This is a genomic window from Bacillus sp. JAS24-2 (assembly GCF_008274905.1).
Classification (GTDB): domain Bacteria; phylum Bacillota; class Bacilli; order Bacillales; family Bacillaceae_G; genus Bacillus_A; species Bacillus_A cereus.
Map to the genome: position 1 here is coordinate 4588529 of NZ_CP031068.1, position 23671 is coordinate 4612199.

Here is a 23671-nt window from a genome sequence, read left to right on the forward strand (position 1 = left end):
AAAAAACGAGTGCTAGCACTCGTTTTTTCTCTTCTAATCTAGTTATATTGTTGGATCATTTCCTCTATTTCTTTAACTCTCTCTAAAGTAATTCCATTTCTTTGTTCGATCGCTAAAGGATGGTCGGTTGGCTCTAATTCAACATACGGTGCCGTTCCTACTTCTCTTATATGTACATTTGTTTTTAAATTTAATGTTTCTGGATAAACTGGTATCTCTACAGATAACCATCCAAAATAAAGATCACTATTTTCCCTGCCTCTTTCATCCCACTTTTCTAATACTTCATCACAACTTTCTTTACTAAGTGATACCCACACAGTCCAAATAAAATTTTCGTGGTAATCAATGATAGGAATCTCTAAACATCCTCTAATAAAATAATGTTCACCATCCATTACACAAAGATCTGATGTTAAATGGAAGCGTTCCTCTCTTTCATGGGGCGCTACCTCGTAATAATAATATGGTGCTTCACTTCCGTAGCATAGAGGTAGTGCAAAACGATGCATTTGTACTTTTTCTCCGGATTTTCTTCTTCTTTTCATTTGTCATTCTTTCTCCTATCCTTTTCAGTCACAATCAAACTCTACCCAATTTCTCCAATGCGTATTAGCATTTTCATTCACAATAACACTTGGATCTTTCTTCTCTATTGCAGCGGCTACTGATTGGAAGAATTCATTTTCACTTACTTTTTCGTCTTCAACATGTTTCCATTCTTCCGTTTCATACGCTACTTCCCAGTCGCCTTCTAAACCGAACTCTTCTAAAATTTCTCCTTTATCCCACCACAATAATTTTTGAGCTTCCTCATTAGTAGCAAGCATACGCATAAAGTATGTTGGATAATGCTCTGTCGTTTGTACTTCTATTCCATTATTTATATAATCCTCTTCTGTAAATTCATATTCAAAATGATGCTCGCGAATTTTTAAACTGCCGTTATAAATATTCGGTATAAATTCACCTTCATCATCAAACAACTCATAATCGCCATTATTTAATTGTAAAATGCAATCATCACCCATTGAATGAGTAATTCTATCGCCATATACTTGAATATCATTACATACACCTAATGAACCTACACCCACAATTTGAAACACCATTAGCCAATCCTTAGCATCTTTAAAGAAAAGAGAGAATTTCACTTGTGAAATATCCATATATTCATTATCAAAGGCAGGAAATTCATAGTTACTTTGCTTTTTATCTAATAACCTTAAAATCTCTTTTTGCACATGTATCACCTTTTCATTAATATTATCTAACGTTTACCGTGCTCTCATGTAGCTAGAAAAATTCCTCTTTCATCACTATTCGTATACTCAATCTATCTTAACAAAAATGCTTTTCCTACTTCCATCATATATAGGCCGTACACCGATTCCATTTCTCTTACTTACGCATATATTGGAATATTGTTGCTTCTAATGCAGTGTGTTTTATTTTTGCTCGGAGGTGTTATAAATCGTGTTCGAATGTAAGAACGAACTAAGTCTCTCTAATATAGAAAACTTAAAATATAATTCAAACATTCCTATAATAGTAATAGCCTTCAATAACCTTACTTATGTGAAAAATATGTTAAAACAATTAGAAAACAAAAAGATAAAAAGTGAAGATATATGGATTTGGGACAATAATTCAACCGCTCCCGCTTTGCTTGCTTTTTATGAGCAAATATCAACTAAATATAATTTATTGATACAACTTTTGCTGTTTACAATAAAAAATTTATTAGTAACGGTTTTTATAATGCCGTAAGGGTAGCTGATAATTTCACCTGTAAACATTTACCCTGGTATAAAGACAATATAATTTCAGAAGAAGAAAAAAATATGCTAAATACGAAATGGGCTAACTGGCACTAATAAAACGAAACGTTATTCAGTAGCAGATATTACTACAAATCGAAAACCTACTTTACAGCATATGTAATAATTCAAAAATAGCTTGAATGGTTTCAAGCTATTTTTTATCAAATTTCCTCAATACTATCCAATTGAGTCTTATAACATTCATCACACTCTGGCCTAGTAGGAAGAATCCCCCTGTCATCAGGTAATAAAACCCTCAAAACTTCTCAATCCATCTCTACGAAAGACTTCATAATAATGGGATATCCTTCAATAATATTCGTATACTCAATCCCTTGTTCATATATATCGATTTCAAAGCCAATCTCTTTCTCCTTATGGTGCATAACATTTCCCGCTAATATATAGTTACTTTTACTCACAACTTCTTGTATTAATTCTGTTCTATCTTTCCATAAACCAGGTACTCCAATAACGATTTGTGTCTCCATCATATGCACTCCACTTCTCATCTATTTTCAATCTATTCTTTCAATCTTCCAAACTAAATTAGCTGGGATATCTTTCTCTAAAAAGGTTAACATCCATACAGTTTAGGCATCCTACTATGATTAAAATCTCCAAATATAACACTCCATGTGTACATTTATATTTATTTTCGTTTACATACTATTGTTATTCATAATCCATTTTAGCTAATAAACAAACGAAAGAGAACTAGGTGGATTAATGTTTACTTAAGAATAAAAAGTCCGAAACTATATAAAGTGATTTCGGACTTTTTATTTTTAAAATATTAAATTACATTTCGAACAAAAAGGAGCTGAATTTCCTCTTCTAATTTTCGTATCACATTTTGGACAATATACATATCGTTCCTCTACCTTTTGTCGTTCTATCATGTGTAAGGATACTATTTTCATACTGCACATAATTCCAATTAAGATAAGGCTAAAAATGAGTAGCACAACGCTCTTCCTCCCTTAACTACTTACCTATATTTTACCATTAAATAAAGATAATTTTATACTTATAATCCTATCTTGTCCTTCATACTGGAAGAAACTTTCTTTACTTCTATTTACTCATCAGTGTGATTCTTTTTTTTCTATATAAATAAAGAATACCTGTAACTATAAAAACAATCACGCCAAAATACACACCATATTCTATCGCGATCGCTACAATACTTTCAATATGTTGTCCAAATAAAGCACCGAGCACAAAGTAAACGAGTGTCCAAACAAATCCTGTCATATAAGAATACAAAGCATACGTCTTAAATGACATGTTATTCATTCCAACTAAATACGGTACGATATGTCTTACAACTGGTATGAAGTAACTTGTGACTAACGCATAATGACCATACTTCTCTACCATTTGTTGAGATTTCAAAAGATATTTCGCCTTTTTCTTTTTCATTAGCTTATCAAGTACTTTCGTACCAAATATTTTCCCTAATATATAACCTAAAGAAAGCCCAGATACAACACCTAAATATGTTAATAAAAATGCAGGAATGACACTTAATATCCCTAGTGAAGATACAAAGCCACCACTCATTACGATCATTTCGTCTGGAATTGGCATACCAATAATACCTAACCATAAACAGAAAAATAATGCCCAATAACCGTATTGTTCAATATAAGATAATAATTCATGTAATTCCATTATGCATATGCTCTCCTTAGCTCTTTTTTACAGCTAAAGACATACGCTGGTGGGAAATTGAGCCACACTTTCTCTAGCGTAATTTCAGGAAAGAAGTGCTGTATAAATCCTTTTTTCACAAGTGAATATTGAAATGTAATAAATTCACCATTCTCATGTATCCCTTCCATTACATTGTTTAAAATACGCTTTGAAACTTCTTCTGGTAAAGAGGTAAAAGGTAATCCCGATAAAACGTAATCCACGCATTCTATATTGAGATCTTCTATATACTTTTTTATATTTTCGGCTGAACCGTGTACAACAATGACGTTCTGCTCATCTTTAAATTTTCTCTTTAGTTCCTTGCAAAACACTTCATTAATTTCAATAAGAAGAAATATTGTTTCCTTCTTCTTTCTCTTCATAATTTCTTTCGTAAAGACTCCTGTACCAGGACCTAACTCTACAATGCATTTCGCTTTATTAAAATCAATTACATCTACCATTTTCTTTGCTAATATTTTTGAACTTGGCGCAATTGCACCAGTATGTTTCGGATGTTTAATAAATTCATGTAAGAATGTTATGAGTTGCATATAAACCTCTCCTCATTCGTTCAATAGTTTTTAACTTGTTTCTAAGTATAACTATTATTTCTTAACAAAAATTGAGGAGATTTCTTAAGATTTTATGAAGAATAAAAAAACAGCTATCGCCTCTAGCGATAGCTGTCCCTTATTACTTCGCACTCACGATCTTATAATAAGAACGAACCGTTAAGAAGTAATATCCAATATAAATAACACCGTATACTCCGATACTAATTAGAAGCGGAATCATAATTTCAAATGGTAATATATTTGATAAACCTTTTAGTGCAAATAGGCTGTGTAAAATACCAATTACTAACGGAATAGCAAAGATAAAGCTCACTTGTTTTGCGATAGCTCTCTTCATCTCTTGCTTCGTTACACCAATTTTATGAAGAACAACGTAGCGATCACGGTCAGCACTTGCTTCTGTTAATTGTTTAAAGTAAATGATTGAGCCTGTTGCTAATAGGAATACTAATCCTAAGAATAACCCAATAAACATCATTAAGCCTGTTGTTTCAAGCCCCATTTGGAATCCTGTATAGAAATCGTTAAATGGTTTTAAAACTTCTGATTCTCCAGCCGGCATAATGCTTGCTAATTTTGCTGTTAACTCTTTACTATTTCGCTCACCTTTTACATCAATATTTTTTACAGTACGCGTTTCGTTTACTTGTTTCACTTGCTCATATGTTTTATCAGGAACGATTACAAATAGTTCATTTAAATTTGTAAGGCTTCTATTATTTACACCTTTAATTTTTAATTCTTTTGACTCGTTTCCAACAGGGAATACAGCTGTATTTCCTGTATAAAGAGGACCAAAATCAAGTTTCTCAATATATAAGCTATCATATACGAAAGCTTCATTCGCACTTAAATTTACAGGTTCTACATCTAAATGTTTCACAAGTGTATTAAAGCTTGATTGAGAAATAAGCTGGTACTGATTCGTAACATTATAGTGTGTGTTCAGAACTTGATCAGCTCTTTCACCTTTAAATGTTCCCTTCACAGGAATCATTTCAACTTCTGATTCATATGTGACTGGGTGATTATTCTTCTCTCCAGCAAGTATTTCATTTACTTTTTTATCTAATGCTGCATCTTTTTTCTCATAGGAATAACTATACGGCGCAGCAACTTTTGATTGCGTAAATGTGTTGTAATACATCGTAACTGACGTACCAACCGCTGTTAATGTTACCGCACTTAAAATAGCGATTGTCGCCAGTGATTTCGCATTTCCTTTAATACGATATAGTAACTGTGATGTCGTTACCATATTCATACCATTATAAAATGCTGACTTATTATTTCTTGCACGTTTCAATACAAATACTGTGAAGAACATGAACAGTAAATAAGTTCCTGCTACTGTCGCTAATAAAATATATAATGCAACGACCATAAAGTCTGCATACATAACTGCTTTCATGTACATTAATGCTAAAAAATAACCTGAACCGATTAAGAAAACTGAAATTAATGCCATAATGACAGATCCTTTTGGCATTGCTTCTCCTTCACGTTCTGCACGGAAAAGTTCAATTAACTTAAAGCGATAAATTAAACGATATCCTTGAAGTGATGTATATAAAATAATCACAAAGAAAATAATTGCTGTATCAATAATGGCAGCCATCGGTACTTCAAAATGAACGTTTAAATTTAATCCCATCATATTTACTAATAACTCAAGGAATAATTTTGAAAGGACACTACCGATCGCAATCCCAATTACTAATGACATTAATCCCATTAACATATTTTCATAAAAGAGCATTTTACCAATTTGTCTTTTACGAATACCTAATAAGGAATAGAGTCCAACTTCTTTTTTACGTTTACGTGTAAAGAATCCGTTCGAATATATAATAAACACTGCTACGAAGATGATAAGCATCACACTTGAAACTTGGAACGCTCCGCTAATTTTTTTTGAAGCTTCTGCTGCTTTTTCCATTTGTGAATTATATTGCAGTGCTTTAAATGTAAAATAAATAACGATACTAAAAATCATAGATGCAAAATATACAAAGTAGTCTTTAAAGTTCCGCTGTATGTTGCGGAGGGCAATGCTAGATAAGGTCATCAGCCATACCTCCAGAAATAGAAGACATTACGTCAACAATTTTTTGGAAGAACTGTTTACGCGTCGATTCACCGCGGTGTAATTCTTTATATAGTTCACCATCTTTAATGAAAATAACTCGTTTACAATAACTTGCTGCAAATGCATCGTGCGTTACCATTAAAATTGTTGAGTTATCATATTCATTTAACGACTTCATACTTTCAAGTAAATCTGTTGCAGATTTAGAATCAAGTGCTCCAGTTGGCTCGTCTCCGAAAATCATACTTGGATTCGTAACAATTGCACGCGATGCTGCACAGCGCTGCTTCTGTCCACCAGATACTTGATATGGGAACTGACTTAAAATATGATCAATACCGAATTTCTTTGAGATTTCAAGAACGCGGCGATCAATCTCACTCGCTTTCACCTTTGATAACGCAAGTGGTAAAGCGATATTCTCTTTCACCGTTAACGTATCTAATAAGTTATAATCTTGGAAAATGAAACCTAAATGATCACGGCGGAATAACGCTAACTTATCATCATTCATCTTTACAATATCTTTTCCATCAATTAAAATTTCACCGTTCGTCGCATTATCAATTGTAGAAAGAACATTTAGTAAAGTCGTCTTACCAGAACCAGAAGGTCCCATAATTCCAACGAACTCACCTTCTTTTACTTGTAAGTTAATACCTTTTAACGCTGCAAATTTATTCCCACCCGTGTCGTACACTTTTTCAATATTTTTTGCTTCTAACACTGTTTTCATCTCGACATCCCTCATTTCTTCTATTCTCTATTTTCAACTATATACACTCTCTACTCTTGCCACTATCGATGTTTCTTACACAAACATGACAGTTATGTAAGACGCATAAGTAAAGATATAAAAATTTAACCTACTGAACAAAAGTACTTTGTTACTATAACATTGGGATATCATACCATCCATTCATTCTCCTTACAGGAACATTACAATTTTGTAAGGTTAAAAATGTCCCCTACAAAGTTGTGCACGAAATGTCGGATGGAGCTATTTCGTTCCTGCTATTCTATGTACAGAGGAGGTCATAATATGGATTCACTTAAAAATATGAATACTGCAATGCGCTATATTGAAGATAACCTTACGAATGAAATTGATTTTAAAGAAGTTGCGAGGCTAGCTCTCTGTTCTGAGTATCACTTTAAAAGAATGTTTTCGTTTTTAGCAGGTATATCACTATCTGATTATATTCGCTGTAGACGTCTTACTCTCGCTGCCTTTGAACTAAAAAATAGCGATGCAAAAGTCATTGATGTCGCTATAAAATATGGCTACAACTCACCAGATTCATTCGCCCGTGCATTTCAAAACTTGCACGGTATAACACCTTCAGAGGCCCGAAATAGTAGCCATTCTTTGAAGGCTTATTCACCAATGACCTTCCAATTATCCATTCAAGGAGGAAATGAAATGAACTATCGAATTGAAGAAAAAGAGCCATTTCGAATTATAGGTATTACAAAACGAGTACCAATCGTTTTTAACGGTGTAAATGAAGAAATTGCTTCTATGTGGAAAAGTTTAAACCCAGATTCTATTCAAACATTAAAGTCCCTTTCAAACATTGAACCTACTGGAATCATTAGTGCTTCTACTAACTTTTCTGAAGGAAGAATGGAGGAAAAAGGCGAACTCGATCACTACATTGGAGTAGCCACAACAAAGGATTGTCCAGAGCAGTTTAAACAGCTTGAAGTTACTGCTTCAACATGGGCTATATTCGAAGCTGTCGGTCCATTTCCTGATGCATTACAAAATGTATGGGGACGTATTTACTCTGAATGGTTCCCTTCTTCGAACTATGAACTAGCGGAAGGACCGGAGATATTGTGGAATAAACAGAAAGATATATCTTCTCCAAACTTTAAAAGTGAAATTTGGATACCGGTTTTGAAGAAGTGATAACAAAAGGAAAAGAGCTAAGCATTGTGCCTAGCTCTTTTTACATATTTGCTTACTCGTAAAAGTGTATATATTTCATCAGTTCTTCGATTCCTTTAAATTGGAGTAATAGTTGATTGTTCAAGTTTTCTAAAGCCAACTGAAAGGAACGTTCAATTTTTCCATAGTGTAATGTTTCTAAATCATCTAGCAAGCTTTTCATATTTTCTATATAATACACGGTTTTTCTCAAACTGCTTATAACCAGTATTTTACGCAGTTCAGATATTGGAAACATTCTATAACCGTTTTCTTTATTTCTTTCTGAGTGGACTAACCCTTCATGTTCCCAATGACGGATAGCCGAAGTATTTACGCCTGCTATGTTTGCAGCCTCTCCAATGCTCATGCGTTCATTTAACTCTACATTTTTATATTTAGTAAAATCAGCATTTTGAATCATGTTTAGTATTTCTTCTACTCGTTTTTTCTCCACCTGAACATTGAATTGCTGTTCATTAATTAACCAAAGTGCTTCTTCAAACTTTACGTTTTTAATCATCCTCATAACTTTATAAACAATAGGTATATCATATCCTTTTAATAATGCTCTAATGGTAATAAATGCTTGAAAGTGTATCGATGTATAAAACCGGTGATTACTTTCCGTTCTTGGCACAACAGGAATGAGATTTTGTTCTTCATATCTTCTCAAAGTTGTTGTACTAACATTTAAGACATTTGCAATTTGTTTAGGGCTATATGTCTCCATTTATTAACTCCTTTTTAAAGTAAAACCTTAAAGTGCTACATTAACATATTTCAAATAAAATCCTTATATATACGAGAAAAAAGTCATAAATCCGGAAGATTGCATGAATGTTATATGATTTTAGTATAAACAATTTAGGAGTGATAGAAATGGAGAAAATCATAAAACTTACGGACGAATCAGTATTAAAGGTTGGTTTGGTTGGAAATCCAAAATTTAGAACAATCATGCTCCCAGTTGCTAAAGAATCTGTATATGGGCAAGATGCTGAAACTTTGAAGTTGTGGGGAGTAGATCCTGAATTTGGAAAACATTTTATTGATGGACTCATAGATAAGTTTCAGATTTTATATTTTGACTACGAAGGCCATCGTTTGCAACATCCAAATCCAGAGAATCTCACACCTGAAAATATAGTAAAAGACCTATTAACAATTGCTGACGAAATGAATATTAATAAGTTTAGTTATTATGGTTACTCTTGGTTAGCTTTAGCTGGGTTACAATTAGCCATTCGAACGGATAGATTAGACAGTATAATCATGGGCGGGTTTCCACCAATAGATGGTCCATATAAAGAAATGATGGTAGTAACAAATAAAACATATGAGCAAGCTGTGAATAATCACAATTCTCCTGTTATTGATCAAGCACATATTAATCCTGAAAAAATTGATTGGGATAACATACAGATAAAGATCGACATGAGTCAAACTAAACAGTTTGTTACAATGTACGAGAATTTGATGGAGTTTGATGATCAAGACATCCAACATAAACTAATCATTCCGAGATTAGCGTTTTCTGGGGAAAAAGACACTATTGTTTACGGTGAAAATTTTGGCAATGTAGTAGTTGATATTATTGGTATACTTCAAAAAAACAAACAAAAGTTAGAACATCTTGGATGGGATATAGAAATCTTAAGAGGAAATGATATGGATCACACTAAAGCTATGCAACCTATAACAGTTCTGTCATTGATAAAGCCTTGGTTAATTAAAAATTTGAATATAACTTATTAAATATAGTAATTCGAATAACCTAAAAACAAAGCTGCTCTTCCCTAAAAGGAAAAGCAGCTTTATTTACATTTTCAACTCTTCTTTATAAATACTATATGACTTTATTGTTGATACGATAATGCATATTAATATGATTCCAATCCCTATAAAAATATTAAATGGATCTGGAAGCAAAGCCCCGGCATATATACAAAGTGAACCTATTACAAATACCCTCGAAGCAAATCTATGTGTTTTCCTCCAAACTACAGGATTTTCTAATGTCCAGTCCATTCGAATGCCTACTAACCCGTTTGGCTTCGTTTGTTGCATGTAATTACCTAGTACAAGAAACAATGTTCCAAGTCCAAAATTAAATGCAATTGAGCCCGATGCAATATAATTAGACGCTGCTAATAGCGCAAATAAGTTACAGCCGAATCCTATCAAAAGAATAGCATAACGGATTGCGGAAAGGACTTTAGCATGCTGTTTATACTTATCTTTCGTTACGTCAATATACCCAAGAGCTAGCCATATCAAATACAGCAACATCATGCTTCCTATTGAAACAGAACTTGCTTCTACTTTAGAAAAATATCCATCTACTACTCCTGCTGCATTATAATGGCGTGGAATTTGTTCTGGTAAATATGGCCATACAATATACCATCCAATTACAATGCCAATAATTAAACTCCATGGTAATACGTGTCTTTTCATCCTCTCTCCCCCATAATTTTTTATTAGGCCCCTATTTCTTTTTTATAAGCAATATATGAATATCCCATTGTTAATCCTACTGCACCAATAATAATTCCAACCATTACGAAAGATTTCCACGTTACTGGTACAAAAACACTTAGAATCATAATAACTCCTAATACAACAAACACCTTCCCACTAAAACGGTGTGTCTTTCTCCATACTTCCTCGTTACTTAATGTCCACGGTGTTTTTATACCTACAAAGTAATTTGGTTTACATTGTGGTAAATAGTTTCCGATGATTATAAATAAAAGACCAACAAGAATATATGGTGTACTATTCATTGGAATGTCATAACCTAATCCAGCTCCAATTCCAATGATACTTACTAAAAATAATAGGAATAATACGCTATAATTTATTACATTATACCCTTTAGAAAATTTCTCATAATTCTCATGCTTAGGATCTATCTTAGGCAATAAAGTCAATAAAGCATATATAAAAACCATAACTGCAACATCCAAAATCATCATGCCCATTTTTGACATACGCCCATCTACCTCACCAGACACATTCCAATGACTCGGAACCTCTCCCGGTAAATGCGGCCACGCGATGCACCATGCAATAATCGTTAAAGCTATTAATAGTAACGGAAATATATGCTTTCTCATTTCCCCTCTTCCCCCTTATTCGTAAATGTAAACACCCAAGTCAACAAATCTTGAAAGACCGTTGTGTTTAAAGAGTACACAACGAATTGCCCTTTCTTTTCATCTTGAATAAGTTCAGCATTTTTAAGTGCGTTTAAGTGGTGTGAAATACTTGGTTTTGTCATATTGAAATGTTCAGCGATCTCACCAGCGGTTAGATCACCTTCTTTTAATAAGTCTAAAATTTTTCGCCTTGTTGGATCTGCTAATGCTTTGAATGCTTGATTCAATGTCTTTCTTCCTTTCGATAATTAGACATTTAGATACTTATCTAAATGTTAAAATGATTTCAGTTGATTGTCAATTATATACGAGGCCCTTTTTACTTTTCTCACTTTTAACCTATACTGTTTACTAGCTTATCTTTCAACATAATGAAAAGACTTGAAACACATGATACACTATAGCTACAATTGTTTTTCTGAGGAGGAATATACATATGTATAAAATTTTAATCGTTGAAGACGATCCAAATATTTCATCATTACTGCAATCTCACATTCAGAAGTACGGTTATGAAGCTGTTGTTGCAGAGAATTTCGATGATATTATGGAATCGTTTAACGCTGTGAAACCACATCTTGTTTTACTTGATGTAAACTTACCGAAATTCGATGGTTTCTACTGGTGCCGTCAAATTCGTCATGAATCTACTTGTCCAATTATTTTCATTTCAGCGCGTGCTGGTGAGATGGAACAAATTATGGCAATTGAAAGCGGTGCGGATGATTACATTACAAAACCATTCCACTACGACGTTGTAATGGCAAAAATTAAAGGACAATTACGCCGTATTTACGGTGATTATGCACCAAATATTTCTGAACGTATCGTTGAAGTAGAAGGTTTAAAACTATTCCCAGAACGTCCTGAAATTCACTTCGGATCTGAACAAGTTCTTTTAACGAAAAAAGAAGCTATTTTAGCTGAAATGTTATTATCTAAATTCCCTCGTACAGCAAGCCGTGAAGATTTATTAGCTGCGCTTTGGGATGACGAAAGCTTCGTTGAAGAAAATACATTAAACGTAAACATTACGCGTCTTCGTAAAAAGTTTAATGAGCTTGGTATTGAGAACTCTATTGAAACAGTACGTGGACTTGGATATCGCTTTAACGCAACTTGGAGTGAATAAGCATGAAGCTATTTTTACGTGATCATTTTGCATTTTTCCTACTGTACGTTTTAAACTTCGGTATCATTTTCGTTCTTTATGATGCAGTAGATGGATTTCAAAATAATAAATTTTATTTCGTCGTTTTAAGTTTATATTTATTTATTTGTTTCCTCGCTTACCGTTACGTTCGCAATCGTAGAATGTACCATAGATTAAGCGAGCAACCAGAAAAAATGGAAGATGCGTTTATTGAAAGAGCAACTGCTCCGATGCCTCACGGTGTCAATGAACTCGTGCGTACGCAGTACCGCCTCTTCCAAAAAGAACTACAATCGTATGAAGTAAAACAACAAGAACATCAATTATTCATTAACCACTGGGTACATCAAATGAAGACACCTGTTTCTGTTATGCAGCTTATGGTGCTAGAAATGGAAGACGAGCATTTAATTCCAAAGTTTAAAAAAGAATTAGAGCGTCTAAACCAAGGGCTTGATATGGCTTTATACATGGCTAGGTTAAATAACTTCCATGAAGATTTCCATGTTGAGACGATTTCATTAAAAGATACGGTAACAAAAAATATTAACGGATTAAAAGAACTATTCATTCGTAATGGTGTCTTCCCTGTTTTAGAAGTCCATTCTGATTTAAAAGTTGCTTCTGATGCGAAATGGCTAAAATTTATCATCTATCAGTTAATGACAAATGCTGTTCGTTACTCTGGGGAACGCGGAAAGAAAGTATTCTTATCTGCTTACCGAAACGGAAAAGATATTATTTTAGAAGTTCGCGATGAAGGTGTTGGTATTCCGCAAGAAGATATTCGAAGAGTATTTGAACCATTTTACACTGGGAAAAACGGTCGCGCATTCGGAGAATCTACTGGTATGGGGCTTTATATTGTAAGTAAAATTTGTGATTATTTAGGTCACTCTGTCAAACTAGATTCTGAAGTTGGTAAAGGAACGACGATTAAAATCATCTTCCACAACGCTGCAAATAATCAAGCAGAACATACGGAGAAGGTGACCGAAGCATGATCGTAACATATGCAAGCAAAATGTATGAGAACACACTCTCATACATTTTTTGCAATACAACTACATATTTTCCTTCTAGCGGGAGGTATGTATTATGACATTTTGGCAGTTTGCCTTTAAAAATGTAACACGTAATTCCAGAGCTTATTTTGCTTATTTTGTAAGCAGTTCCTTTTCGATTGCTGTTTTCTTTTCATTTGCTGTTTATTTGTTTCATCCTAAATTACAAAACTTTGACATGACCTCTGAAATTTCAGGATTAATGATATTTTCAGAAGTAGTAATTGTATTTTTCTCTTTCTTCTTTTTACTATATTCCATTGGTACTTTTTTAAAAGTTAGAAAAAAACAATTTGGTGTTTTGACCATTTTAGGAATATCGAGAAAACAATTACATCGTCTTGTTTTTATGGAGAATATGTTAATCGGGATTTTATCTATCTTTTTCGGCATGCAGTTTGGAGTTGTTTTTTCTCAATTTTTTTTATTAGTAACAGCCAAACTTACGCATGTTCCAGGAATATATTTATACGGTCCTACTAACGCGTTTATTTTAACAACCATTGTTTTCCTTAGTCTTTTTATCATTGTATCTGCATTCACACCAATGCTTATTCGTACAAAAAAAGCGGTACACCTTTTAAAAACAAATGGTGGAAAACAAAAAGAAAGAAAACCATCCATACTTGTTTCATTATTTGGTGCGATTTGTTTATTTGGTGGTTATGCGTTAGCTGGAAATCCTAAATATTTCGTATCAGTAAGCCCGCAAATCGGTGTTATATATATGGTTTCGAGTATTTTCGTTATCCCAATGCTTGTTACAATAGGAACATATTTTTTCTTTTCTCAAATTAGTTTCTTACTGATTTATATTTTAAAGAAAAGAAGAAGATTTTATATGAAACGGATTAATATGCTTTGGATTTCAGATTTAGCAAACCGTATTCGGACGAATATTAATATGCTTTTTATTGTAGCGATGCTCTCTACAATTGCTTTCACAATGATCACGTTCCTATATGGATTCGGGAAATTTATTAAGCTAGAGGTGAATAGAACTTCCCCTTTCCCAATTTCTTATTTCTCTTATGATGCGAACCCTTTTGTTACAGAGCATTTAAATTGGCTTGAGCAACAATTACAAAAAGAGCATTTCCCTTATCAAAAAATAAAAGCTGATATATATGAAACACCACTAAAAGAAGATAAAGATATAGCTATTTATAATGACGTATACGCAATTAAGCAAAGTGACTATAACAAACTTGCGAATTCTTTACGAATGAAACAACTATTTATGGATGATAACGAAGCATATGTGCTAACAGGGACATCTTATATCACCATATTCAACGAATTTGAGCAAAGCTACAATAGAGATTACATTACACTCTCTAGTACAAATACGAAATTAAGAGTTAAAGGCTATGAGCATGTAAACGCAATCCCATCTGACTTTTCATATCAAACGATAGTGTTGCCTGATGTTATCGTAAATAACTTACCTAACACCGTAAAACATATATCAGCATACAATTACAAAATTCAAAACTGGGAACAGACATATGAAATTGCTGATAATTTTATAGAAAAGGTACAAAAAGATCGAAATAAATACCAGTATGAAGGGCCTCTTATTCGATCCTTTGAATCAGCAGGATCGTTATACAAAATAACATCAGGTAGTGCCGCGTACTTCCTAATCGGGACATTTTTAGGAGTTATTTTCTTCATTGGAGCTGGTAGCGTTCTTTACTTTAGAATGTATACGGATTTGACGAACGAACAAGAGAAATATATAACGATTTCTAAAATCGGTGTAACAGATACAGAGATGAAACGATCTGCAACCATTCAACTTAGTATTTTATTTTTCATTCCGTACATTATGGCATCCATTCATACAATGTTCGCAACAAAAATGCTACAAGATGTAATTGGTTTATCTCTATTCAAAGAAGTTTCAGCCGTTCTTATTATTTTTGGATTCGTTGAAATCGTATTTTTCTTATTCATTCGTTCACTTTATATGCAAAAATTATCACATTACACGAGTGGACAAAATATTTAAAACAAACTTGATGAAAAGAGTATCTCTCATACTCTTTTCATCTTCACCCTATTAGGAGGTTTAGGTGAATGACATTTTGGCAGTTTGCATTTAAAAACGTCACAAGAAACGCCAGAGCTTATTTCGCCTATTTTGTAAGCAGTGCGTTCTCCATCGCAATCTTTTTCTCATTTGCAGTTTATTTATTTCATCCTAAATTGCATATGACAGACGTGAATTTTTCTCTGAACATATTAATGACAATTTCAGAAGTTGTCATTGTGTTCTTTTCATTTTTCTTTTTACTGTATTCAATCGGGACGTTTTTAAAAGTACGAAAAAAACAGTTCGGGATTTTAACAGTGCTTGGCATATCTCAAAAACAATTAAAGCGACTCATATTTATAGAAAATATGTTAATTGGTGCTCTTTCTATATTTTTTGGCATTCAACTTGGACTTGTCTTTTCACAGTTCTTTTTGTTAGTTACCGCTAAAATTACACACGTACCTGGTTTATATTTATATCCACCTACAAGTGCTATCGTTTTAACTATCATCATCTTTCTCGGGCTCTTCATTCTCGTATCATCTTTTACACCGATGCTCATTCGCACGAGAAAAGCCGTACGTCTTTTAAAAGAAGGAAAACAACAAAAAGAAAGAAAAGCATCCGTGCTCATCTCTCTATTTGGTGCGATCTGTTTAATATGTGGATATGCGTTAGCCGCAAATCCGCTGTATTTTATGTCGCTAGGTGACATAATTGGACTTTTATATGCCGTCTCTAGTATATTTGTCATTCCATCGCTTATTGCAGCTGGAACATACTTTTTCTTTTCACAAATTAGTTTTTTACTTATTCGTATTTTAAAAATGCGAAGAACGTTTTATATGAAACGAATTAATATGCTTTGGATTTCCGATCTAGCATCACGTATTCGGACAAACATTAACATGCTCTTTATTGTAGCGATGTTATCGACGCTCGCTTTTACAATGATTACATTCTTATATGGCTTCGGGAAATTTACAAAGTTTGATGCGATTAGACAAAATCCTTTCCCGTTTACTTATTTATCGCATACTGAAAATACGTTAGCTGATGAACATTTAAACTGGTTAGAGCAGAAATTTAATGAAGAGCACTTTACTTATACAAAATTTAAAACAGATATATATGAAGTATCTTCAGCTGAAGATAACACGCAGCTCTATTATGCCATTAAACAAAGTGACTATAATGTACTTGCTAAAGCGTTAAATTGGGAAAAACTCACGGTAAATAAGAATGAATCTTATATTCTTATGAAAGACTTAGATGATCAAGTTATTGGAACACTTCACAATAAAGAACAGAAAAATACTCTTACACTTACTCAAAACAATTTACAACTACAAGTGAAAGAATATAAAAGTTATAGCCCATTCCCAAACAGCTTAATATACCAATTACTCATACTATCTGATGAAAATGTAGAAGCCTTATCCACCGTTTCCAAACAAATGAGTGTATATAACTTCAAAGTTACAGATTGGGAAAAAGCACATAATATCGGTTCATCGTTTATAACAAAAATCCATAACGATAATGCAGCAATTCAAGCAGAGCATCCACCTTTCCATGCAAGTGAAGCGAGCGATTCTCTATATAAGACAAAACTAAATGTCGCTTCGTTCTTCTTAATTGGTACTTTCCTAGGAGTTATTTTCTTTATCGGTGCTGGCAGTGTTCTTTACTTCCGGATGTATACAGATTTAACAAATGAACAAGAAAAATATATAACGATTACGAAAATCGGCTTAACTGAGACTGAAATGAAACGTTCAGCGACAATTCAGCTTGCGATTCTTTTCTTCGTACCTTACATTATGGCATCAATCCATACGATGTTTGCGACAAAGATGCTACAAGAAATATTACATCTCTCGTTCTTCGCTGAAATTACAGTCGTACTGTTGATTTTTGGAACAGTTGAAATTTTATTTTTCCTTTTAATTCGTTCCTTTTATATGCAAAAATTATCACAACACATTAAGTTTTAAAAAGTAGAAAGGTGATTACTATGGAAGAAGTATTACACATAAAAAACGTCTCAAAAGTATATGAGGGGAAAGTCCCTCATACTGCTTTAAAAAATATAAATTTACACGTGGATAAAGGGGAATTCGTTGCCATTATGGGACCATCTGGTAGCGGAAAATCTACATTTTTAAACGTTATCTCTACAATCGATTCTCCGACTTCTGGTGATGTCGTAATTAACGGAAAAAAACCGCACACATTTCGTAGAGAGAAGTTAGCTATTTTCCGCCGCCAAGAGTTAGGATTTGTTTTCCAAAACTTTAACCTACTAGATACACTAACAATCGGTGAAAATATCGTACTACCTTTAACATTAGATAATGTTCCATTAAAAGAAATGGATGAAAAGCTTGATAACATTTCAAAAAAGCTTGGAATTGATCATATTTTGGACAAGCGTATTTTTGAAGTTTCTGGGGGACAAGCACAGCGTACCGCAGTAGCACGTGCTGTTATTCATCACCCTTCTCTCTTACTAGCCGATGAACCGACAGGAAACTTAGATTCAAAAGCGGCAATTGACGTAATGGAGCTATTTACGAAATTAAATAAAGAAGAAGATGCAACGATTTTAATGGTTACGCACGATCCGTTTGCAGCAAGTTATTGTAACCGTGTTATTTTCATTAAAGATGGCGAGCTTTACAATGAACTGCACCGCGGATTATATCGCGAGAAATTTTATCAAGAAATATTAGATGTTCTAGCGTTATTAGGAGGAAGACGTGGATGACATTTTGGCAATTCGCATTTAAAAATGTCTCGCGTAATTCGAAAGCATATTTCGCCTACTTTGTAAGTAGTGCTTTTTCTATCATGGTTTTCTTTTCATTTACTGTATACGCGTATCATCCGCGCTTACAGAGTGTACAAAGCTTTCAAGAACGTGATCCTCTAATGAACTTAGCTAGTACAGCACAGCTTGTGATCGTTATGTTCTCGTTCTTCTTTCTCTTATATTCAATTGGAACATTTTTAAATGTTCGGAAGCAGCAATTCGGGATACTCACTATTCTTGGTATCTCACAGAGACAATTAAAGAGACTGTTATTTACTGAAAATATGATAATCGGGATATTGTCTATCTTTATCGGCATTCAAGGTGGACTTGTATTTTCTAACTTTTTCTTATTAGTCACTTCGAAATTAACAAGTGCGAAAGGTCTCTATTTATATTGGCCAACAGAAGCGATTATCGTTACAACCGTAACGTTTATCATTTTATTTTTAATCGTTTCTACGTTTACACCAATGTTTATTCGTACTCGAAAAACAGCCCACCTCATTAAAGGGAACAAGAAAATGCCAGCTGAAAAAAGACCATCTATACTCATCTCTTTATTCGCTTTAATTTGTTTAGGGCTATGCTATTATATCGCTGGTTATCCGCGAGGCTACGTAACGGAAAAAAATGTGCAAAATGGATCTGTCTTTTTTATTATGTTATCTATTTTACCGCTCGTAATAGTCGGGACATATTTATTCTTTTCACAAACATTCCTTCTTTTCATCTATATTTTAAAGAAGCGCAGAAAGTTTTATTTGAAACAAATAAATATGTTATGGATTTCAGATTTAGTTTCTCGTACACGCAGTAATATTAATGTACTCTTTATTGTTTCTATGCTATCTGCACTTGCATTTACGATTATTATTGGATTATTCGCCGCTAATAACAATACGAAGGCATCAGTACTAGAGCGATATCCCGTTCCCTTCACGTATACATCAGAAGGTGACAATTCCCTTGAACAAAAGCATATTTCTACAATTGAAACGGAGCTTACAACTAATAATTTTCTTTACAAAAAATATAAGTTTACAGTATTAAAAGATACAGCTTCCAAAGAAGATATTATGCTTATGAAGATGAGTGATTATAACGCAATTGCTAAACAATTGAAAAGACCGGAAATAACAATTGATTCTACAGAAGTGTATATTATTTCTCGCCACTCACCAGAACTTCTCGATCTCGTATCTAATCCATTTGCAAAGCAAAATACGATTACACTCGGGTCTAATAAAAAAGAATTTCATATTAAAGGGTTTATTAATAAGGGAATCGAACCATCCTTTGCATTCCCACATTTAGCTGTCGTACAAGATTATGTATTTGATAATATGATTCCTCATATTGAAACAACTGTAATCTATAACTACTTCGTAGAAAACTGGGAAAATGCAATCGTTCCAACCAAAAATATGTTACGTGTTATTAGTGGCGATGCGCGTGAGTTCTACGAAAAGCATACAGAAGAGAACGCTCAAGTTCCTTTCTTCATACATACGGCTACGGATGAACTCATTTACGGTAAAGGAAATGCAGTTGCTCAATTTTTTATTTGGGCATTTCTCGGCTTTATTTTCTTTATCGGTGCGGCTAGTGTTCTATACTTCCGTATGTATAATGACTTAACAACTGAAAGACAAAAGTATATTACGATTACAAAGCTTGGCTTAACTGAATCAGAAATGTTTCGCTCTGCTACCATTCAATTAGGAATTTTATTTTTCGTTCCTTACATCGTTGCTGGTGTTCACACATTATTTGCGGTTAAGTTTTTACAAAGCATGTTTTCTTTCTCATTACTAAAAGAGACATGTATCGTACTCACCTTTTTCGGGATTATCGAGATTATTTTCTTCTTCTTAATCCGTTCTCTGTACATTAATAAATTATCACAGCATATAAAAATATGAATAAAATGGCCTTGTGCATATTGCACAAGGCCATTTTCAATAGTTTTTAATAATTAGCAGCAATATCCGCCGTAGCCACCATATCCGTAGCCGCCGTAACCGCCATAACCACAACCGCCGCCTCCGCCGAAGCAGCTAGCACCGATGATAATTAATAAAATAAACAATACGATTAGAAGCGCAAAACCGCCTCCGCAACCATGTCTGCGGTTACAATCATCATGTCTGTGTTCACACTTTTCGCTCATTACCCTATTCCTCCTTTAGTATCATTCATAACAAGTTCACCTTGCTCTAAATGAGGGGATTCCATTTATAGTATGTTTTCAGGGCGAATAGGAAGCTTGGCTTGCTTAAAAACGGGCTTGTTTTAGGAAATGAGCCTTATCAAGATGTAGGTATAAAACATTTGACATACTAATAATTTCTTACTAATATTTAATTGAACGATCAATCAATTTTTTGATTATACATTCAAATTATATAAATCAGGAGTTGAATAGCGTGACTGATTCTTTTATTGCAGAGGCTAGGCGTGAACAAATTATTCTTGCATGTATTGATACATTAGAAGAGGTTGGATATAACAAGTTGAGCTTAACGAAGGTGGCAAAAAAGGCTAAGATTAGTACCGGACTTATTTCTTATCATTTTAATGATAAGCTTTACCTTATGAACCGTACATTACAATTTTTAGTTGCCAAACAACATGAATTTATTAGTAATCGAGTACTATTAGCTCAATCTGAAATAAATAAACTAGAGGCTTTTATTGAAGCACACTTGGCTTATCAAGAAACTCATTACAAAAATAATATTGCCTTAATTGAGATTGTCTTTAATGCAAGAAATGAAGAGAACATTCCTTATTACAGAATCGAAGACGACGAAGAGGATGCTCTTAGAACGATGTTATTAGATATTTTGAAGACTGGACAACAAAATGGTGTGTTTTCTAACTCTTTTCAAACCGACACATTAGCTTCATTTATTTTAGGAGCAATCGAAGAAAGAATGTTGAAGGCAAATTCATCTATATCCATAGAAAATTACTCAGATGAGCTCATAAAAATGGTGAAAAAACTCACTATTTAAAACATGCCCTGGTTAAAAAATATATATAAGAAAGGATGAACTACACATGAAAAAGGCATCTGTCATTGGATTAGGTTTTTTAGAAAAGTTACTTGCTATAGTAAGTCCAATCCTTTTAGGCGTTATTGGATATTTTTCACCTAAATTAATAGAGATTATAAAAAAGATTCCTCTCTTTTCTGATTCAAAAATTATAGAACTTTTAAATTTTATTAATCCCTTCTGGCTTCCTATTATCCTCATGCTAATTGGTGTTATTGCAGGAATTTTATTTTCTTTAATTATTTATAGTGAAGCTTTAAAAATGAACATTACTTCGGAAAGCATTCACGTGAATAAGGACGATCAAAAGAAACAAATCACCAGATCAAATGTAAAAGCCGTTTTTGTAGATAAGCGTCAAGTGGTTATCATTGATCAAGAAGACCGAGAATGGTTACGTGAAACATCTGACATTACCCCAAGCAAAATTAAAGATACTTTCTTAATGCACGGCTTCCCCTGGGTGGAACAAGATCCTTATAAACATGAGTATAGCTTATGGAAATTAGAGGATGCGCGATTTAATAAAAGCATAAATACTATTTTGTATGAAAGACGAAATGCCCTTCGAGAAGGAAACTCGAAAAAAAAGAAGCATTTACGCAAAGATTTGAATGAGCTAGGAGTCTTTGTCAAAGACGATGGAGAAAATCAGTATGTCCGTTCTATTAAATAATAGGACAATAGAAAAAAGATATAAAAAGCACCTTGCCCTGTATATTTGTAAGTAACTACGATTAAAAAATAGCAAAACCCACAGAGAAATTGAATTTCTCCTGTGGGTTTTATTAATTAAAATGGGCTTTTCTCCCTAAAGAAACATATTCAACAAAAGAGCAAAACCAAATGCAATAAATGATAACAATGTCTCGAGTACCGTCCACGTTTTAAACGTTTCCTTCACCGTCAAACCTAAATACTCTTTTACAAGCCAGAACCCTGCATCATTTACGTGAGAAAACATTAATGATCCTGCACCGGTTGCAATAACTAGCAACTCTAAATTCACACCAGACATGTGCTGAATAACTGGTGAAACAATCCCTGCTGCTGTCGTTAATGCTACTGTAGCTGAACCTGTTGCAATTCGAATTAATCCAGCTACCATGAAAGCTAATACAATTGGTGATAACGAAATATGTTCTGCCATTTGCGCAATCGCCGTTCCAACGCCGCTTTCAATTAATATTTGTTTAAATCCACCGCCTGCACCAATTATTAAAATAATAGAACCGACAGGCAATAAACTTTCATCTGTTAATTTTTTAATCATCTTTTTATTAATACCTTGTTTGATACCAAGTAAATAAAATGCTGCGAAACATGAAATAAGTAAGGCGATTACTGGACTCCCTATAAACACAAAAAATTCAGTCATTTTTTCCGGTAATGAAATATATGGTGCAACTACTGATAAAATCATCAATACAACTGGTAATAAAATAATAAAGAATGAAACTTTACGACTTGGCAAATCAGTTGATACTGTCGTAACTCGAACAAGCTCCGGTTCATTTTCAGGTATAACCCTCTTATGTACCCACTTTGCAAATATTGGGCCTGCGATAATGGCTGTTGGTAACGCGATAATTAATGAATATAAAAGTACCTTTCCTAAGTTCGCGTTATAAATACCGATTGCTGTCATCGCCCCTGGATGTGGTGGTACGAGCCCGTGAACAATAGATAATCCTGCAATGACAGGTAACGCAATTAATAATATATTTTGCTTCGTCGTTTTTCGAATGGAAATAACGAGTGGTAATAAAATGACAATCCCCACTTCAAAAAATACGGGAATCCCTATAACAAACCCTGCAAATAACATAGCCCAAGGTAATTTTTTCACGCCGAAAAATCGAATAAAGAAATCTGCAACTTGCATGCCTGCCCCTGAATCGGACATCATTTTTCCTAAAATTGTTCCAAGTGCTAAAATACCAACTAAATGCCCTAGTACACTACCAACACCAGTTTCATAGGCAGCCACTATTTTCGTTAAGTTCAGTCCAGACATAATAGCTAAAAATAAACTCGCAACTGTTAAACTAATAAATGCATGCCATTTCCACCATGATACCCCTAAAATAACAATTGTGATCGCAAGTAACGTGACGATTAATAAGTATATATCCATCTCTCATTCCCCTTACTTTTATCCCGATTGGTGTGAGCTAATAATTAGTGGATGATGCCCTCCTCCACTAATTAAAGTTTTACTTTATAAAAAAAGAGGGAACATCCCCTC

The 23671-nt window shown here is 33.7% G+C and carries 24 protein-coding genes; 10 read left to right on the forward strand and 14 right to left on the reverse strand.

Annotated features, from left to right (window positions below; genetic code table 11):
- Positions 1 to 38 precede the first annotated feature (38 nt).
- From DN407_RS23875 to DN407_RS23915, 8 genes are all read right to left on the reverse strand, one after another.
- Complete coding sequence (locus DN407_RS23875; protein WP_098506870.1) at positions 39 to 548, reverse strand: DUF2199 domain-containing protein; 510 nt, start codon at positions 546 to 548, stop codon at positions 39 to 41.
- A 24-nt stretch (positions 549 to 572) separates the two neighbouring features.
- A complete protein-coding gene (locus DN407_RS23880) occupies positions 573 to 1244 on the reverse strand; it encodes a DUF7003 family protein (protein ID WP_001168352.1) in 672 nt (223 codons plus the stop codon).
- Positions 1245 to 2089: 845 nt separating this feature from the next.
- Entirely contained in the window at positions 2090 to 2317 is a 228-nt protein-coding gene (locus DN407_RS23890; RefSeq protein ID WP_000970755.1) for a hypothetical protein, read from the reverse strand.
- A 294-nt stretch (positions 2318 to 2611) separates the two neighbouring features.
- Positions 2612 to 2791, reverse strand: a complete 180-nt coding sequence (locus DN407_RS23895; RefSeq protein ID WP_001986677.1) for a hypothetical protein — start codon at positions 2789 to 2791, stop codon at positions 2612 to 2614.
- Positions 2792 to 2900: 109 nt separating this feature from the next.
- The gene (locus DN407_RS23900; protein WP_061654854.1) at positions 2901 to 3500 is read right to left on the reverse strand and encodes a DedA family protein; all 600 of its coding nucleotides are present in this window, start codon (positions 3498 to 3500) and stop codon (positions 2901 to 2903) included.
- Positions 3500 to 4078 carry a class I SAM-dependent methyltransferase gene (locus DN407_RS23905; protein WP_001176053.1) on the reverse strand — a complete coding sequence of 193 codons (579 nt, stop codon included), beginning with the start codon at positions 4076 to 4078 and terminating at the stop codon, positions 3500 to 3502. Before DN407_RS23905 ends, DN407_RS23900 begins: the two co-directional genes overlap by 1 nt.
- Before the next feature lie 142 nt (positions 4079 to 4220).
- Positions 4221 to 6170, reverse strand: coding sequence for an ABC transporter permease (locus tag DN407_RS23910; protein ID WP_098506868.1), 1950 nt, complete (start codon positions 6168 to 6170; stop codon positions 4221 to 4223).
- Positions 6157 to 6927 carry an ABC transporter ATP-binding protein gene (locus DN407_RS23915; RefSeq protein WP_000859655.1) on the reverse strand — a complete coding sequence of 257 codons (771 nt, stop codon included), beginning with the start codon at positions 6925 to 6927 and terminating at the stop codon, positions 6157 to 6159. The genes DN407_RS23910 and DN407_RS23915 overlap by 14 nt, the downstream gene beginning before the upstream one ends.
- A gap of 306 nt (positions 6928 to 7233) precedes the next feature.
- On the opposite strand from DN407_RS23915, the gene DN407_RS23920 reads away from it, so the two are divergent.
- Positions 7234 to 8106 carry an AraC family transcriptional regulator gene (locus DN407_RS23920; protein WP_000377728.1) on the forward strand — a complete coding sequence of 291 codons (873 nt, stop codon included), beginning with the start codon at positions 7234 to 7236 and terminating at the stop codon, positions 8104 to 8106.
- A gap of 52 nt (positions 8107 to 8158) precedes the next feature.
- Here DN407_RS23920 and DN407_RS23925 read toward each other — a convergent pair whose 3' ends face one another.
- Positions 8159 to 8857: a MerR family DNA-binding transcriptional regulator gene (locus tag DN407_RS23925; RefSeq protein WP_061654856.1), complete on the reverse strand. Its 699-nt coding sequence runs from the start codon at positions 8855 to 8857 to the stop codon at positions 8159 to 8161.
- Positions 8858 to 9006: 149 nt separating this feature from the next.
- On the opposite strand from DN407_RS23925, the gene DN407_RS23930 reads away from it, so the two are divergent.
- Complete coding sequence (locus DN407_RS23930) at positions 9007 to 9882, forward strand: alpha/beta fold hydrolase (protein WP_000411236.1); 876 nt, start codon at positions 9007 to 9009, stop codon at positions 9880 to 9882.
- Positions 9883 to 9945: 63 nt separating this feature from the next.
- Here DN407_RS23930 and DN407_RS23935 read toward each other — a convergent pair whose 3' ends face one another.
- Genes DN407_RS23935 through DN407_RS23945 form a run of 3 tightly spaced genes read right to left on the reverse strand, consistent with a single transcriptional unit; the run spans position 9946 to position 11515 of the window.
- Positions 9946 to 10584, reverse strand: coding sequence for an SdpI family protein (locus tag DN407_RS23935; protein ID WP_000820680.1), 639 nt, complete (start codon positions 10582 to 10584; stop codon positions 9946 to 9948).
- 23 nt (positions 10585 to 10607) lie between these two features.
- Complete coding sequence (locus DN407_RS23940; RefSeq protein WP_087967176.1) at positions 10608 to 11246, reverse strand: SdpI family protein; 639 nt, start codon at positions 11244 to 11246, stop codon at positions 10608 to 10610.
- Positions 11243 to 11515 carry an autorepressor SdpR family transcription factor gene (locus tag DN407_RS23945; RefSeq protein WP_001070526.1) on the reverse strand — a complete coding sequence of 91 codons (273 nt, stop codon included), beginning with the start codon at positions 11513 to 11515 and terminating at the stop codon, positions 11243 to 11245. Before DN407_RS23945 ends, DN407_RS23940 begins: the two co-directional genes overlap by 4 nt.
- A 209-nt stretch (positions 11516 to 11724) precedes the next feature.
- Here DN407_RS23945 and DN407_RS23950 point away from each other — a divergent pair, with 209 nt between their 5' ends.
- From DN407_RS23950 to DN407_RS23975, 6 genes are all read left to right on the forward strand, one after another.
- Positions 11725 to 12420: a response regulator transcription factor gene (locus tag DN407_RS23950; protein ID WP_000276738.1), complete on the forward strand. Its 696-nt coding sequence runs from the start codon at positions 11725 to 11727 to the stop codon at positions 12418 to 12420.
- Between the two features lie 2 nt (positions 12421 to 12422).
- Positions 12423 to 13445 (forward strand): sensor histidine kinase, encoded by a 1023-nt coding sequence (locus DN407_RS23955; protein WP_000765341.1) that lies wholly within the window; start codon positions 12423 to 12425, stop codon positions 13443 to 13445.
- A gap of 94 nt (positions 13446 to 13539) precedes the next feature.
- Positions 13540 to 15519 carry an FtsX-like permease family protein gene (locus DN407_RS23960; protein ID WP_000145054.1) on the forward strand — a complete coding sequence of 660 codons (1980 nt, stop codon included), beginning with the start codon at positions 13540 to 13542 and terminating at the stop codon, positions 15517 to 15519.
- 68 nt (positions 15520 to 15587) lie between these two features.
- Positions 15588 to 17543 (forward strand): FtsX-like permease family protein, encoded by a 1956-nt coding sequence (locus DN407_RS23965; RefSeq protein ID WP_061654859.1) that lies wholly within the window; start codon positions 15588 to 15590, stop codon positions 17541 to 17543.
- Between the two features lie 20 nt (positions 17544 to 17563).
- Positions 17564 to 18316, forward strand: a complete 753-nt coding sequence (locus DN407_RS23970) for an ABC transporter ATP-binding protein (RefSeq protein ID WP_000393250.1) — start codon at positions 17564 to 17566, stop codon at positions 18314 to 18316.
- The gene (locus DN407_RS23975; RefSeq protein ID WP_000144954.1) at positions 18313 to 20286 is read left to right on the forward strand and encodes an FtsX-like permease family protein; all 1974 of its coding nucleotides are present in this window, start codon (positions 18313 to 18315) and stop codon (positions 20284 to 20286) included. The genes DN407_RS23970 and DN407_RS23975 overlap by 4 nt, the downstream gene beginning before the upstream one ends.
- 53 nt (positions 20287 to 20339) lie before the next feature.
- Here DN407_RS23975 and DN407_RS23980 read toward each other — a convergent pair whose 3' ends face one another.
- A complete protein-coding gene (locus tag DN407_RS23980; protein WP_001290395.1) occupies positions 20340 to 20534 on the reverse strand; it encodes a YjcZ family sporulation protein in 195 nt (64 codons plus the stop codon).
- A 256-nt stretch (positions 20535 to 20790) separates the two neighbouring features.
- Between DN407_RS23980 and DN407_RS23985 the strand changes: the two genes are divergently transcribed.
- Both DN407_RS23985 and DN407_RS23990 read left to right on the forward strand, forming a co-directional pair.
- Entirely contained in the window at positions 20791 to 21381 is a 591-nt protein-coding gene (locus DN407_RS23985; protein ID WP_149216671.1) for a TetR/AcrR family transcriptional regulator, read from the forward strand.
- A gap of 46 nt (positions 21382 to 21427) precedes the next feature.
- Positions 21428 to 22099, forward strand: coding sequence for a YqeB family protein (locus DN407_RS23990; RefSeq protein WP_000710357.1), 672 nt, complete (start codon positions 21428 to 21430; stop codon positions 22097 to 22099).
- A 135-nt stretch (positions 22100 to 22234) separates the two neighbouring features.
- Here the strand turns inward: DN407_RS23990 and gntP are convergent, their stop codons facing one another.
- Positions 22235 to 23560 carry a gluconate permease GntP gene (gene gntP, locus DN407_RS23995; protein WP_097999326.1) on the reverse strand — a complete coding sequence of 442 codons (1326 nt, stop codon included), beginning with the start codon at positions 23558 to 23560 and terminating at the stop codon, positions 22235 to 22237.
- Positions 23561 to 23671: the final 111 nt, after the last annotated feature.